The sequence below is a fragment of the Streptomyces torulosus genome, assembly GCF_001419765.1.
GTDB lineage: Bacteria > Actinomycetota > Actinomycetes > Streptomycetales > Streptomycetaceae > Streptomyces > Streptomyces torulosus.
This window is the reverse complement of sequence record NZ_LIRK01000298.1, coordinates 15807-29895: the sequence shown is the minus strand read 5'-3', so window position 1 is coordinate 29895 and position 14089 is coordinate 15807. Positions and strand designations below refer to the sequence as shown.

11 protein-coding genes and 1 pseudogene are annotated in these 14089 nt (G+C 70.6%); 5 read left to right on the top strand and 7 right to left on the bottom strand.

Annotated elements, in window-relative coordinates:
• Window positions 1-507 (bottom strand): maltotransferase domain-containing protein (locus AOK23_RS21235; protein WP_157878106.1); only part of this gene is annotated, 507 nt, incomplete at its 3' end.
• A gap of 58 nt (window positions 508-565) precedes the next feature.
• On the bottom strand, window positions 566-862 hold the full coding sequence (locus tag AOK23_RS21230) for a DUF5133 domain-containing protein (RefSeq protein WP_055714273.1): 297 nt from the start codon (window positions 860-862) through the stop codon (window positions 566-568).
• Window positions 863-1179: 317 nt separating this feature from the next.
• On the opposite strand from AOK23_RS21230, the gene AOK23_RS21225 reads away from it, so the two are divergent.
• Complete coding sequence (locus AOK23_RS21225) at window positions 1180-1764, top strand: hypothetical protein (RefSeq protein WP_055714272.1); 585 nt, start codon at window positions 1180-1182, stop codon at window positions 1762-1764.
• Between the two features lie 86 nt (window positions 1765-1850).
• On the top strand, window positions 1851-3986 hold the full coding sequence (gene glgX, locus AOK23_RS21220) for a glycogen debranching protein GlgX (RefSeq protein WP_079049595.1): 2136 nt from the start codon (window positions 1851-1853) through the stop codon (window positions 3984-3986).
• A gap of 92 nt (window positions 3987-4078) precedes the next feature.
• Here glgX and AOK23_RS21215 read toward each other — a convergent pair whose 3' ends face one another.
• On the bottom strand, window positions 4079-4879 hold the full coding sequence (locus AOK23_RS21215) for a glyoxalase/bleomycin resistance/extradiol dioxygenase family protein (protein WP_055520801.1): 801 nt from the start codon (window positions 4877-4879) through the stop codon (window positions 4079-4081).
• 231 nt (window positions 4880-5110) lie between these two features.
• Between AOK23_RS21215 and AOK23_RS21210 the strand changes: the two are divergent.
• Window positions 5111-5725 (top strand): annotated as a pseudogene (locus AOK23_RS21210) (MFS transporter); the annotation flags it as partial.
• Window positions 5726-5837: 112 nt separating this feature from the next.
• Here the strand turns inward: AOK23_RS21210 and AOK23_RS21205 are convergent.
• Genes AOK23_RS21205 through AOK23_RS21190 form a run of 4 tightly spaced genes read right to left on the bottom strand, consistent with a single transcriptional unit; the run spans window position 5838 to window position 10022 of the window.
• Window positions 5838-6869: a LacI family DNA-binding transcriptional regulator gene (locus AOK23_RS21205; RefSeq protein WP_055714271.1), complete on the bottom strand. Its 1032-nt coding sequence runs from the start codon at window positions 6867-6869 to the stop codon at window positions 5838-5840.
• Window positions 6866-7771, bottom strand: a complete 906-nt coding sequence (locus tag AOK23_RS21200) for a carbohydrate ABC transporter permease (RefSeq protein ID WP_055714270.1) — start codon at window positions 7769-7771, stop codon at window positions 6866-6868. Before AOK23_RS21200 ends, AOK23_RS21205 begins: the two co-directional genes overlap by 4 nt.
• Window positions 7768-8703, bottom strand: a complete 936-nt coding sequence (locus AOK23_RS21195; protein WP_055714269.1) for a carbohydrate ABC transporter permease — start codon at window positions 8701-8703, stop codon at window positions 7768-7770. The genes AOK23_RS21200 and AOK23_RS21195 overlap by 4 nt, the downstream gene beginning before the upstream one ends.
• Window positions 8700-10022, bottom strand: a complete 1323-nt coding sequence (locus AOK23_RS21190) for an ABC transporter substrate-binding protein (protein ID WP_055714268.1) — start codon at window positions 10020-10022, stop codon at window positions 8700-8702. The genes AOK23_RS21195 and AOK23_RS21190 overlap by 4 nt, the downstream gene beginning before the upstream one ends.
• A 185-nt stretch (window positions 10023-10207) precedes the next feature.
• Between AOK23_RS21190 and AOK23_RS21185 the strand changes: the two genes are divergently transcribed.
• Together AOK23_RS21185 and AOK23_RS21180 are read left to right on the top strand one after the other, a co-directional pair.
• Window positions 10208-12229: a beta-galactosidase gene (locus AOK23_RS21185; protein ID WP_055714267.1), complete on the top strand. Its 2022-nt coding sequence runs from the start codon at window positions 10208-10210 to the stop codon at window positions 12227-12229.
• A gap of 132 nt (window positions 12230-12361) precedes the next feature.
• Window positions 12362-13930 (top strand): glycoside hydrolase family 53 protein, encoded by a 1569-nt coding sequence (locus AOK23_RS21180; protein WP_055714266.1) that lies wholly within the window; start codon window positions 12362-12364, stop codon window positions 13928-13930.
• Window positions 13931-14089: the final 159 nt, after the last annotated feature.

Below are 14089 nucleotides of genomic sequence, written 5' to 3'. Positions count from 1 at the left end.
CTCCGGCGACAAAGCCGCCGCGAAGCGCTCCGCGACCGGCAGCGTGTCGTCCCGCAGCCGCCGCACCGCGGTCATCAGCACGGCGTGCGCGTCCGCCTCAGGGACCCCGGCGGCGGCACGCTCGTACAGCTCGGCGCCCTCCTCCAGGACGAGTCCGCCGTCGATGCCCGCCGGGATCTTGATGTGCGCGACCCGGCGCCAGGTGGTGACCGGGTCGCTCCAGGCCTCCACCCGGTACGTCCACCGGCCCACCGACGTCGGAGTGACCGAGGCGGCCCACCGGTCGGTCCCGGGCCCGAGTTCCCGCATCGGCGTCCACGGCGCGGGGCGGCCCTCCGGGTCCTTCAGGACCACATTGGCCGCGATGACGCCGTGCCCTTCCCGGAAGAGCGTCGCGGTGACCTCGAAGGTCTCTCCCACCACCGCTTTCGCGGGACGCCTCCCGCACTCGACGAGCGGGCGGACGTCCCTGATGGGGATACGGCCGATGGCCGGGGTCTGGCTCATGGGTCTCACCTCCGCCGAACTCGGGATGGGAACTGCGCCGAACGGGTGGCGACGCGCCCTACCGCCCCGCGGCGGAACGCCGCTCGGACGGTGGACCGTGGGGCACCGCACGGTTCTTGCGGGTCTGACCGGTCTGCTCCTGGAGGTACGCGGGCAGAGTCGTCTGGAGATAGCGCTCGGCCGCGGCCACCGCCTCCCGGGCGCAGCGCTTTCCCATCAGCACGCACAGCGTGTAGCCCGAGTCCTCGAAATGGTCCCGGGCGGCCCTGTCCGCGGGGGCAGCGAGCATCACGCGTTCCCACATGCGGTAGCGCCGCAGCTGTCTGGCCACCTCGTTCTTGGCGGGCAGCAACATGTGCTGATCACCTCCCGGCACTCTCGGTGGAGCACGCTTCCCGTGGGAGGCCGTGCGCTGAGGAGCACCGACGCATGAGGAGCCGGTGCCTTCACTCATGGTGCACGGACGGCGACCAGGCGTCTTGTTGGCGCTTCAACCACCTCGTCCGTCGCTCGTGTTGCACGAATGGCGTAGCCACCCCACGCTGGGATCTGACTCAGAAGTGATCGGTGCTCACGCTCCGTGTCCCGAATGCGTCCCGCGGACCGTTCCGGGGGCTCGTTCCAGGAGGAACGGAGCGGGGCGGGAGCTTCGCCGGTGAGGAGCCAACGACGATGAAGACCGCAGTGCCTCGCTACTACCACCTCGACGTGGAAGTCAGTCCGGAACGGGTCGGACAGGTCAGGCGCATCCTGGCCGCCCACCTCCGGTTCTGGGACCTGGAAACCCTCGTCGAACCCGTCTGCCACAGCGCCGAACTGCTGCTGCACGCGATCGACGAACACGCGTCGGACAAGAACACCTCGGTCGAGATGTGGTGGAACGGGCAGCACCTCATCGCCGCGATCGCGGAGAACGACCGCGAACTGCGCCCCGACCGCGAGCTGCGCCCCTGCCTGACCCGCATCGCCGCGCTCAGCGACGGCTGGGGCTGCTGCGCCACCGACACCGGCAGCACGGTCATCTGGTTCACCCAGCGGGCCCCCGTCGACGAAAGCGTCCCCCTCGTCCCCACGGCCCCCTCGCCGACCCTGCGCGAGGTCCTCCAAGTACCGCGCGAGGTACGGGTGGTCGCGCTCGCAGGCCCGCAGGGCGACGCCCCGGCCGACTCGCCGGACATCGCCGCGGCCGCCGCGACCGCGGACCGGCCCGCGAGCCAGGTGCCGACCGTGTCGAGCACCTGCGACGCCGCGCGGTGACGGGGCGGGGGAAGCGGAACGGGCGCGCGCGCTCCGGCGGGAGCGGGTCCGCGCGCCCGGCCGACAAGGGCAAGGCGCGGGCGGACATGGCGCCGCCCGCACGGCCGCCGTCGCGAAAGCCCGTCACCGTGTGGAGCGGGCAGCCCTACCCGCTCGGCGCGTCCTACGACGGCACCGGCACCAACTTCGCGCTGTTCAGCGAGGTCGCCGAGGCAGTCGACCTCGTCCTCGTGGACGACGACGGCGGCTCCCGCACGGTCCCGCTCACCGAGGTCGACGGCTTCGTCTGGCACGGCCACGTCCCCGGCATCGGACCGGGACAGCGCTACGGCTACCGCGTGCACGGTCCCTGGGACCCGGCCGCCGGACACCGCTGCAACCCCGCGAAGCTGCTGCTCGACCCGTACACCCGGGCCGTGGATGGGCAGGTGGACAACCACCCCTCGCTGTACGACCGCACCGCCGACAGCGCGGGGCACACCATGCTCGGCGTGGTCACCGACCCCTACTTCGACTGGGGCGAGGACCGCCGGCCCCACCGGCCGTACGCCGACACCGTGATCTACGAGGCCCACGTCCGGGGCCTCACCCGCACCCACCCCGACATCCCCGCCGAACTGCGCGGCACCTACGCCGGGTTGGCGCACCCCGCGATCATCGAGCACCTCACCTCACTGGGCGTCACGGCGATCGAGCTGATGCCGGTGCACCAGTTCGCGCAGGACGGGGTGCTCCAGGACCGGGGCCTCGCCAACTACTGGGGCTACAACACCATCGGCTTCTTCGCCCCCCACAACGGCTACGCCGCCCGCGGCACCCGCGGCCAGCAGGTCACCGAGTTCAAGTCGATGGTGAAGGCGCTGCACGCCGCCGGTCTCGAAGTGATCCTCGACGTGGTCTACAACCACACCGCCGAGGGCAACGAGAAGGGCCCCACCCTGTCCTTCCGCGGCATCGACAACGCCTCGTACTACCGGCTGGTGGACGGCGACTGGGAGCACTACTACGACACCACCGGCACCGGCAACAGCCTGCTGATGCGGCACCCCTACGTGCTCCAGCTGATCATGGACTCGCTGCGGTACTGGGTCACCGAGATGCACGTGGACGGCTTCCGCTTCGACCTCGCGGCCACGCTGGCCCGGCAGTTCCACGAGGTGGACCGGCTGTCGGCGTTCTTCGACCTCATCCAGCAGGACCCGGTGATCAGCCGCGTCAAACTGATCGCGGAACCGTGGGACGTGGGCGAGGGCGGCTACCAGGTGGGCAACTTCCCACCGCTGTGGTCCGAATGGAACGGCAAGTACCGGGACGCCGTACGGGACTTCTGGCGCGGCCGGCCCGGCACGCTCGGCGAGTTCGCCTCCCGGCTGACCGGCTCCGCCGACCTGTACGAGCACAGCCGGCGCCGGCCGCGCGCCAGCGTCAACTTCGTCACCGCGCACGACGGTTTCACCCTCCGCGACCTCGTCTCGTACAACGACAAGCACAACGAGGCCAACGGCGAGGGCAACCGGGACGGCGAGAGCGTCAACCGCTCCTGGAACTGCGGCGCCGAGGGCGACAGCGACGACCCGCGCGTCCTCACCCTCCGCGCCCGCCAGCAGCGCAACCTGCTGTCCACCCTGCTGCTCTCCCAGGGCATTCCCATGCTGTGCCACGGCGACGAGCTGGGCCGCACCCAGGGAGGCAACAACAACGCCTACTGCCAGGACAACGAGGTCTCCTGGGTCGACTGGCGGCTCGACGACGAGCAGCGCGCGCTGTGCGACTTCACCCGGCGGCTGATCGCCCTGCGCGCCGCCCACCCGGTGCTGCGCCGTCGCCGGTACTTCCGCGGTGACACCGCCACCCGCGCGGACCAGCCGCTGCCCGACCTGGTGTGGCTGACGCCGGACGCCCACGACATGACCGACGAGGACTGGGCGCGCCCCGACACCCACTCCGTCGCCGTGTTCCTCAACGGCGACGCCATCGCCGAACCCGACCCGTACGGCAGGCCCGTCGTCGACGACTCGTTCCTCCTGCTGCTGAACGGCCACTGGGAGCCCGTCGCCTTCCGCCTGCCCGGCACGGCGTACGGGGAGCGCTGGACCACCCGCGTCGACACCGCCGCCGAGCCGGACGGCACCCCCGACGAGACGGAGCACAAGGCAGGCGCCGAGATCCTCGTCGCCGCCCGCGGCCTGGTCGTGCTGTCACGGCCCTCCAGGACGGCCTGAACGGCGGGCACGGAACCGCCCCGGCGGGTCGCCGGGGCGGTCAGGGTTCGCGGTCCGATCGGGGCGGTCGTTTCGCGGTCCGATCAGGGCGGTCAGGGTTCGCGGTCCGAGGTGATCGTGAACTGGGCGCCGTCCGGATCGCGCAGCACCGCCTCGTGCGGGCCCTGGGTGAGGACGGTGCCGCCGTGGTGCTGTGCGGCCTCGACACAGGCGGCCACGTCGGAGACCGAGAAGTGGATCTGCCAGTGCGGCCGGATCGTGGGGTCGGGCGCCGCCTCCAGCGCCCCGGAGGTGATCCGGGCGACGACGTCGCCCTGGCTGCGCAGGACGACCTCGTTGGCCTCGTAGCGGACCTCGCAGCAGCCCGGCTTCCCGGAGGCCCACTCGAGGACCTCGCCGTAGAAGATGGCCGCGTCGAAGGCGTCCCGGGTGTGGAGGCGGACGAAGGCGGGCGCGGCCCGGTGCCAGACCTCCCAGTCCGTGAAGAGCTCCCCCTCCCAGATCCCGAACGTCGCCCCGTGGCGGTCGGCCAGCAGGGCCGCACGGCCCGGCGGGAAGGACAGCGGGCCGACCGCGACCGTGCCGCCGCGCTCACGGGCCCGCGAGGCGGCGGCGTCCGCGTCGGACACCGCGAAGTAGGGCGTCCAGGCGACCGCCATCTGCCACAGGGTCGCCACCCCGGCGATCCCCGCGACCGGCACACCGTCCGCCAGCGCGATCCGGAAGTGGTCGCCGAGCTTCGCCGTGCGCCACGTCCAGCCCAGCACGGCCTCGTAGAAGTCCTCCGTGGCCGGCAGGTCCCGGCTGGTGAGGCTCACCCAGCAGGGTGCTCCGCACACGGATCGGGTGGACACGACACTCGTCGTGCCCCTGGGTTTCGTCTCGCTGTTCATGGCAGTCGCGTCCTGGTCTAGTCCACCGGCACACACCGGCCGCACTCCAGTGTCCAACCGGAACCGGAGTCGGCGCCTGCCGAGTACCCCCGAGTCGGCGTTCCGATGCCGGTGACGACCCATCCTCGGGCGACCGTTCGGGTGATGACGTGCGGGTTCCGGCGCTTACCGCGCGCCACGGCGCACATGCGCTCCGCGTCCCGCGCGGGGAGGATGCGGCACATGGCCGACATGAAGGAACGTTCCACTCGTGGGTCCGCGACCACCGGCTCCGCCGCGCCCCACCGGACCCTGGCCCTGGCGGCGATGCTGTTCGCGGTGTCGATGACCTTCATCGACCAGACGATCGTCGCCATCGCCGCCCCGAGCATCGTGGACGAACTCGACCTGTCCTCCTCGGGCATGCAATGGGTGGTCAACGCCTATCTGCTCACCCTGGCCGCGTTCTTCGCGCTCGGCGGCCGGCTCGCCGACGTCGTCGGGCACCGCCGGGTGATGGTGGCCGGCACCGTGATCTTCGTCGTCTCCTCCGCCCTGTGCGGCTGCGTCCCCGACGACGACTTCGCCCTGGCCTGGCTGATCGCCTTCCGCGCCACCCAGGGCCTCGGGGCCGCCCTGATGTTCCCCGCCGCGCTCGCCGTCGTCGTGGCCGTCTTCCCGGTGGACCGGCGCGGCCGCGCCCTCGCCCTGTTCTTCGGCCTGTCCGGCGCCCTCACCGCGCTGGGCCCGCTCCTCGGCGGCTGGCTCACCGACTGGACCTGGCGGGCGATCTTCTGGGTCAATGTGCCCGTCGCGGTCGTCGGCCAACCAGTGGGTGTTCTACGGCATGGCCATCGCGCTCGGCGTCGGCTTCCTGTGCGCGCTGCGGCACCCCGGCACACGGGTCACCGAGGAGACGCCCACCCCCCGGCGGCAGCCCGCGCACCACTGAGGTCCGCCGCCCGGGCGCGGCGGTGCCTCAGGTGGAGTCCCGCAGGACCAGCTCCGTGGGCAGGATCACCGCGGCCGGGTCCTCGCCGCCGATCTGCGCCAGCAGGACCCGCACCATCTCGTTGCTGATCCGGTCGTACGGCTGGCGGATCGTGGTGAGGGCGGGTACGGACTCCGTCGCGGCGGTCGAGTCGTCGAACCCGCCCACGGCCACGTCCTCCGGCACCCGGCGGCCCGCCCGGCGCAGCGCCGTCAGCGCGCCCTGCGCCATCAGGTCGGACGCCACGAACACCGCGTCCATGTCCGGCGCCCGCTCCAGCAGCCGTTCGGCGCCCGCCTCACCGCTGGCCCGGCTGTAGTCGCCGGACACGATCAGCCGTTCGTCGATCTCGACGCCCGCCTCGGTGAGCACCTCCTTGTAGCCGGCCAGCCGGTCCACACCGCCCGGTGTGTCCAGTGGGCCGGTGACCACGCCGACGTGGCGGCGGCCCAGCGACAGCAGATGGCGCACCATGTCCCGGGCGCCGTCGCGGTCGTCCGCCGCCACATAGCTCACCTTGGACCCGAGCCCCATGGGCTTGCCGCACTGGACGAGCGGCACCCCCGCGTCCCGGAGCTGCTCGGCGACCGGGTCACCGGAGTGGCTGGACACCAGCAGCACCCCGTCGACATGGCCCGCCGTGATGTACCGCATGATCCGGCGCCGCTCGTCCTCCGTGCCCGCCACCATCAGCAGCAGGGGGATGTCGTGCGCGGCCAGCGCCTGGGTGCAACCCCGCAGCAGGACGTTGAAGTTGGGGTCCTCGAACAGCTTCTCCTGCGGTTCCGTGAGCAGGAAGCCGATCGAGTCGGAACGGCCCGTGATCAGTGAGCGGGCGTGCCGGTTCACCACGTAACCCGTCTTGCGGATCGCCGCGTTGACCGCTTCCTGCGCAGCCGGGCTGACGTAGTGACCGCCGTTGAGCACCCGTGACACGGTGCCCCGGGAGACCCCCGCCACCCGCGCCACGTCGTGAATGGTCGGCGGTTTGCGCCTGCCCCCCGTGTTGCTCATGGTCATGACTTTACGGCCCCGGACAGTAGATCAAGGCTCCAGAACCGCTGGATGACCAGGAACAGCGCGATCAGCGGGAGCACCGCGAGCAACGCGCCCGTGATCACCAGGGTGTAGAGCGCGGGGGTGTTGGCCCCCTGTTCGAGGAGCGTGAACAGCCCCAGGGTGATCGGGAACTTCTCGTCGTCGCTGAGCATGATGTACGGCAGCAGGAAGTTGTTCCAGACGGCGACGAACTGGAACAGGAAGACCGTCACCAGACCGGGCACCATCATCGGCAACGCGATCCGGGTGAAGATCCGCCACTCGCTCGCCCCGTCCATCCGCCCGGCCTCCACCACGTCGGCGGGGACCGCGGCGGCGGCGTAGATCCGCGACAGGTAGACGCCGTACGGCGACAGCACCAGCGGCAGCAGCACCGACCAGTACGTGTCCGCGAGATCCGCCTTCGCCAGCAGCAGGTACTGCGGGATCGCCAGGATCACCGGCGGCATCAGCACCCCCGCCATCAGGACGCTGAAGACGGCCTCGCGGCCCTTGAAGCGGTAGATCGCCAGCGCGTAGCCGCTGATCGCGGAGACGGCGGTGGACAGCAGGGCGCCGAGGCCCGCGTACAGCGCGGAGTTGCCCATCCACTGCCAGTAGATGCCCTCGCGGTAGGCGTTCAGGTCGGACAGGTTGTCCGCGAAGCCGCTGCCCGGGAGGAAGGTGAAGGTGGAGAACAGCTCGCTGCCGGACTTGGTGGCCGCGATCACGACCCAGGCGACCGGCAGCAGACAGTACAACGCGCCCAGCAGCAGGGTCAGCGTCGGGACGAGCGCGATCCGGCGGCGCAGCGGCGGACCCTGTGCCGTGCCGGGCGTGGTGCCCGCGGCCGGGGCGGTCTTGCGGACGGCAAGAGAACTCATCGTACGGCTCCTTGACTGACGTCCCGCTTGTTCCGGGAGTTCGCGGCCCTGAGGAAGCCGAACGACACCACCAGCGTGGCCAGGGCGATCACCACCGCGCCGGCCGCCGCCCCGTGGATGTCGCCCTTGCCGAAGGCGTCCACGTACACCTTCATCAGCGGACTCCACGTCGTGGACACCGCGTTGGTGAGGGGCTTGAGGGTGGTCGGCTCGCTGAACACCTGGAGCGTGGCGATGATCGAGAAGAAGAAGGTCAGCACCAGTGAGGGCGCCACCATCGGGATCTTGATGCGCAGGGCGATCTGCAGCGGGGTCGCGCCGTCCAGCTTCGCCGCCTCGTACACCTCGACGGGGATCGCCTGGAGCGAGGTGTAGATGACGATCATGTTGAACCCGGTGCCGCCCCAGATCGCGATGTTCGACAGCGCCGCGTACAGACCGCCGCCGTCGAGCAGATCCGGCTGGGGGAGCCCCAGCTTCTCCAGCACGAAGTAGAAGGGGCTGACGTCCGGGAGGTAGAGGAAGCCCCACAGCAGGGCGGCCACGACGCCCGGGACGGCGTACGGCAGGAAGATCGCGAGCCGGGTGAACGGGGCGAGCCGCACCTTGTCGCTGTCCAGCATCAGGGCGAGGACCAGCGCCAGGCCGAGCATGACGGGGACGACGATCGCGCCGTAGCCCAGCACGCGCAGCGCGCCGTCGAGGAACTCGGAGTCGCCGAGGGCGTCGGCGTAGTTCTCCAGGCCCGCCCACACCTCCTGCCGGGCGCCCGAGCCCAGGCCCAGCCCCTTGACCTGCACCTTGTGCAGGCTGAGCCAGATCGCGTAGCCGATGGGCAGGGCGAAGAAGAGGGCGAAGAGGACCGTCGCGGGGAGGAGGAAGGCATACGGGGCCCCCTTGACCCCGTACGACTTCCGGCGTGCGCTGGTCACTCGGAGACCTCGAAGCCCTGCTTCTTCATGTCGGCGACCGTGTCGTCCCGCATCTTCTTCAGGGCGGCACCGAAGTCGGACTTGTCCTTGGCGGCGGCGCCGAAGGCGTCCTTGAAGCTGGTGTACGCGACGTTCACGTTCGGGCCCCACGCGGAGGGCGCGGTGGTCTTGGCGATCTCGGAGGCCGCGGTGTAGAAGTCCGCCTGGTGGGAGAAGAACGCCGGCGGCTGGGCGAAGGCGTCACTGGTCTGCGCGGTCGTGGCGGCCGGGTAGATGCCGCCCTCCTTCGCGAGCGCGGTCAGCGCCCGCGGGTCGGTGTTCAGCCAGGCGGCGAACTTCGCGGCGGCGCCCTTGTGCTTCGAGTCGGTGGTGACGGCGGTGGAGGAGCCGCCCCAACTGCCGGTGACGTTCTCGGAGTCGGACCACTGGGGCAGCGGGGCCATCTTCCACTTGCCCTGGGTGTCGGGCGCGGCCGTGGTCAGGGTGCCCGGCGCCCACACGGCGCTGACCCAGGCGATCTGCTTGCCGGTGTTGAGCGCCTTGTTCCAGGCCGGGGTGTACATCGGCTGGTTGTCGATGGCGCCCTCCTTCACCAGACCGCCCCAGAAGTCGGCGACCTTCCGCGTCGCCGCGTCGTCGATGCCGACCTTCCACTTCTGGCCCTCGGTGGTCCACCACTTCGCGCCCGCCTGCTGGGCGAGACCGGCGAAGAGGCCCGAGTCGTTGGCGGAGAAGGTGGTCAGATCGACGTCCGGCTCCTCCTTCTTCAGCTTCCGCGCGGTCTCGGCGAACTCGTCCCAGGTCTTCGGGACGGTCAGGCCGTACTTCTTGAACAGGTCCTCGCGGTAGTAGAACATCATCGGCCCGATGTCCTGCGGGATCGCGTAGACCGCGTCCGAGCCCAGCGTCGTCTGCTGCCAGACACCGTCGGCGAACTTGCCCTTGGCGTCGCCCGACTCCTTCGCTATGTCGGCGACCGCGTCATTACTGACCAGGGTCGGTAGCGCCTGGTACTCGGCCTGCACCAGGTCGGGGCCCTTGCCCGCCTTGTGGGCGGTGAGGATCTTGGTCACAAGGGTGTCGCCGGACGCCTGCTTCTTCACCGTGACGGTGATCTGCTGCTCCTTGCCGGGACCCTTGTTCCACAGGTCGACGACCTTGTCCATGCCCGGCGTCCAGGTCCAGTACGTCAGCTTCGCCGGCCCCGACCGGGCCTCGCCGTCGTCGTCCGACCCGCCGCAGGCGGCGAGTGTGGTCGCGCCGAGCGTCACGGCGACGGCGGTGGCCACAAAGCGCCGGTGCTTCGTGATGTTGGGCATGGATGTTTCTCCCCTGACCTGGGTCCTCACCTGTTGCGAAGACCGTGCCATGCTTCTGTGAGCGTTCACAGTAGAGAAACATCCCGGACACTTGTCAATGGTTGTTGCTGTGCGGTTATGTTGGGCTCACACCGCCACCGCTGTGTGTGCACGTTCCCAAATGATCGACAAAACGGGAGAGATCCATGCCGGAGACCACCCCCACGGGCCTCACCAGGCTCGCCTTCGGTGGGGACTACAACCCGGAGCAGTGGCCGGAAACCGTCTGGCACGAGGACGTGCGGCTGATGCGCGAGGCGGGCGTCACCATGGTCAGCGTCGGCATCTTCTCCTGGGCCCTGCTGGAGACCTCCCGAGGCGTGTACGACTTCGCCTGGCTCGACCGCCTGCTCGACCTGCTCCACGACCACGGCATCCGCGCCGACCTCGGCACCCCCACCGTCGTACCGCCGGTGTGGTTCTACCGGGAGCACCCCGAGGCGCTGCCCGTGGCCGCCGACGGCACCCGCTACGAGTTCGGCTCACGCGGCGCCATCTGCCACAGCAACCCCGACTACCGCGCCGCCGCCGCCGACATCACGACCAGGCTCGCCGAGCGCTACGCCGACCACCCCGCGCTCACCCTGTGGCATGTGCACAACGAGTACGGCGTGCCCGTCTCCGCCTGCTACTGCGACACGTGCGCCGCGCACTTCCGCCGCTGGCTGGAGCGCGCGTACGGCGATGTCGCGGCGCTCAACGAGGCGTGGGGCACCGCCTTCTGGGGCCAGCACTACACCGACTTCGCGCAGATCAACCCGCCGCGCGTGTCACCCACCGTCGGCAACCCCGGCCAGGCCCTCGACTACAAGCGGTTCGCCGACGACACCATCCGCGAGAACTTCGTCCGGGAGCGGGACATCCTGCACCGCCTCGCGCCCGGCATCCCCGTCACCACCAACTTCATGACCGCCCTCAGCCAGTGCGACTCCCTCGACTACTGGGCCTGGGGCCGCGAGGTCGACCTCGTCACCAACGACCACTACCTGATCACCGACGGCCGCCGCACCCACGTCAACCTGGCGATGGCCGCCGACCTCACCCGGTCCGTCGCCGGCGGCGCCCCCTGGCTGCTCCTGGAGCACTCCACCTCCGGCGTCAACTGGCAGGCCCGCAACCCCGCCAAGGCCCCCGGGCAGATGGCCCGCAACTCCCTCGCCCATGTGGCGCGCGGCTCCGAGGGCGCCATGTTCTTCCAGTGGCGGCAGTCCCGGCGCGGCGCCGAGAAGTTCCACTCGGCGATGCTGCCGCAGGCCGGCACCGACTCGCGGGTGTGGCGCGAGGTCGTCGAACTCGGCGCGTCCCTCGACTCGCTGAGCCAGATCCGCGGCAGCCGCACCGTCGCCGACGTGGCCGTCCTGTGGGACTGGCACTCCTGGTGGGCGCAGAACCTCCAGTGGCGTCCCAGCGAGGACCACGACGCCCGCGAACGCGCCGACGCCTTCTACGAGGCCCTCTACGACCGCCACCTCACGGTCGACTTCGCCCACCCGGAAGCCGACTTGTCGGCCTATCCCCTTGTCGTCGTTCCCGCGCTCTATCTGATGACCGAAGCCGCGCGGGACAACCTCACGGCGTACGTCGAGAACGGCGGCACCCTCGTCGTGTCGTACTTCTCGGGGATCGTCGACGAGCACGACGCCGTCCACGAGGGCCCCTACCCGGGGGCCCTGCGCGAGGTCCTCGGCCTGACGGTGGAGGAGTTCTCGCCGCTGCTCGCCGGGGAGAGCGTACGGATCACCGGGCCCGACGGCTCCGAGCTGACCGGCGACGTGTGGACCGAGTTCGTGGTGCCGGACGGCGCCGAGACGGTCTGGACGTACGCCGACGGGCTCACCGCCGACCGGCCCGCCGTCACCCGGCACCGGCTGGGGGAGGGCTCCGCCTGGTACGTGTCGACCCGCCTCGACCAGCACGGCCTCGACGCGCTGCTCGGCTGGGCGGCCGACGACGCGGGCATCGCGCCCCCCGCCGAACTGCCCCGCGACGTCGAGGTGGTGCGCCGCACGGGCGAGTCGGGCGACTTCCTCTTCGCTATCAACCACACCGCGCTCGACGCGAAGGTGCCGCTGGACGGCGACGGCACCGAACTCCTCACCGGCGAACGCGCGGCGGCCCACCTCGCCGTGCCCGCCGGCGGCGTCAGGGTCGTCCGACTCGACCCCTGACCGACCCCCGAACACCGGCCGGATTCCTGGGGACGTCCGGTCGGTCACGGCGGCGCCGCGCCCACGGCCTTCGGGCGCGGCGCCGCCCTCGCACCGCGCGACCAGGTCCCCGCCTTCGTCGAAGGGACGACGATGTTCCACGCGAGACGCGCCCTCAGGGCCCTGCTCATACCGCTGTTCGCGGGCCTGGCGCTCACGACAGTGCCCGCCGGCTCCGCCCACGCGGCCTCCACCCTGACCAACGGGGGCTTCGAGTCCGACGGCACGGGCACCGCGACCCCGGCCGGCTGGTCCACGTACTCGGCGGCCGGGCAGAACTCCGCCTCCTTCACCGAGTCCGGGGGCCACGGCGGCAGTTACCGCCTCTCCCACTGGGCGTCGTCCGCCTACAAGGTGGAGACCTACCAGTACCTGTCCGGGCTGACCAACGGGAACTACAAGCTCACCGCGTGGGTGCGGTCCGGTGGCGGCCAGAACTCCGCGTACATCGCGCTGAAGAACTGCGGCGGCGCCGAGCAGCGCACCGACATCCCGGTCTCCGCCAGCGGCTGGATCCGGATCGTCACCTCGATCGCGGTCACGAACAACCAGTGCACGATCAGCGTCAACTCCGACGCCAACGCGGGCAACTGGCTCAACGTCGACGACCTCACCTTCACCTCCGGCAGGACGGGCCTGTCCATCAAGGGCTCCGACGTGTCGTCGCTCATCAAGAGCGAGGCCAAGGGCGGCGTCTACAAGAACAGCTCCGGCACCACCGGCGACGCCCTCGCCATCCTCAAGGGAGCCGGCCAGAACTGGGCGCGCCTGAAGGTCTGGGTGAACCCCGCCGACGGCTACAACAACAAGGCACGCGTGCTCGCCGCCGCCAAGCGCGTCAAGGCGCAGGGCATGAGGCTGCTGGTCGACTTCCACTACTCGGACACCTGGGCCGACCCCGGCGCCCAGACCGTGCCGTCCGCGTGGACCGGCCACTCCTACAGCCAGCTGAGGACGGACGTCCACAACCACACCTACGACGTCCTGAGCGCCCTCAAGTCCCAGGGCACCACGGCGGACATGGTCCAGGTCGGCAACGAGATCAACGGCGGCATGCTGTGGAGCGCGGGCTCCACCTCCAACTGGCCGCAGCTCGCCGGGCTGCTCAACTCCGGCTACGACGCGGTCAAGGCGGTCAACTCCTCCACCCAGGTGGCGCTGCACCTCGCCAAGGGCGGTGACCTGTCCGGCACCCGCTGGTGGTTCGACAACGCCGTCGCCAACAACGTGAAGTTCGACGTCATCGGCCTGTCCTACTACGGCTACTGGCACGGCACCCTCGCCGACTTCCAGACCACCCTCGACGACGCGGCCTCCCGCTACGCCAAGCCGGTGTTCCTCGCCGAGACGGCCTACCCGTTCCGCCTCGACAGCGAGGACGCCCACGAGAACATCATCGACGTGCCGAGCGAGCTGGTGTCCGGCTACCCGGCCACCACCGCCGGTCAGACACGCTGGATGAAGGACGTCGCCAGCATCGTCGAGGCCGTGCCGAACGGCCGCGGCCTGGGGATCTTCTACTGGGAGTCGACCTGGACCGCCGTCAACGGCAACGGCTGGGACCCCACGGACGCGTCCTCCGGGAACGGCTGGGAGAACCAGGCACTGTTCGGCTACGACGACAGGGCCCTCCCGGCGATGGCGTGGTTCAGCCACCGCTAGAGCTGTGACCGGAAAGGTTCACCGGCTCGCGACGCCCGGCAAACCTTTCCGGTCACAGCACTATCAAGAGGGACCACCCACCGAACCGAGTGCTGACGAGGTGATGCTGGGCGCCGCCCCACCCTGCACCAGTCGCGCCGACAGCCCGCAGGCGACATG

Coding starts and splice junctions, on each gene's coding strand:
- AOK23_RS21230 (WP_055714273.1), bottom strand. CDS start 862: ATGTTGCTGCCCGCCAAGAACGAGGTGGCCAGACAGCTGCGGCGCTAC.
- AOK23_RS21225 (WP_055714272.1), top strand. CDS start 1,180: ATGAAGACCGCAGTGCCTCGCTACTACCACCTCGACGTGGAAGTCAGT.
- glgX (WP_079049595.1), top strand. CDS start 1,851: ATGGCGCCGCCCGCACGGCCGCCGTCGCGAAAGCCCGTCACCGTGTGG.
- AOK23_RS21215 (WP_055520801.1), bottom strand. CDS start 4,879: ATGAACAGCGAGACGAAACCCAGGGGCACGACGAGTGTCGTGTCCACC.
- AOK23_RS21205 (WP_055714271.1), bottom strand. CDS start 6,869: ATGACCATGAGCAACACGGGGGGCAGGCGCAAACCGCCGACCATTCAC.
- AOK23_RS21200 (WP_055714270.1), bottom strand. CDS start 7,771: ATGAGTTCTCTTGCCGTCCGCAAGACCGCCCCGGCCGCGGGCACCACG.
- AOK23_RS21190 (WP_055714268.1), bottom strand. CDS start 10,022: ATGCCCAACATCACGAAGCACCGGCGCTTTGTGGCCACCGCCGTCGCC.
- AOK23_RS21185 (WP_055714267.1), top strand. CDS start 10,208: ATGCCGGAGACCACCCCCACGGGCCTCACCAGGCTCGCCTTCGGTGGG.
- AOK23_RS21180 (WP_055714266.1), top strand. CDS start 12,362: ATGTTCCACGCGAGACGCGCCCTCAGGGCCCTGCTCATACCGCTGTTC.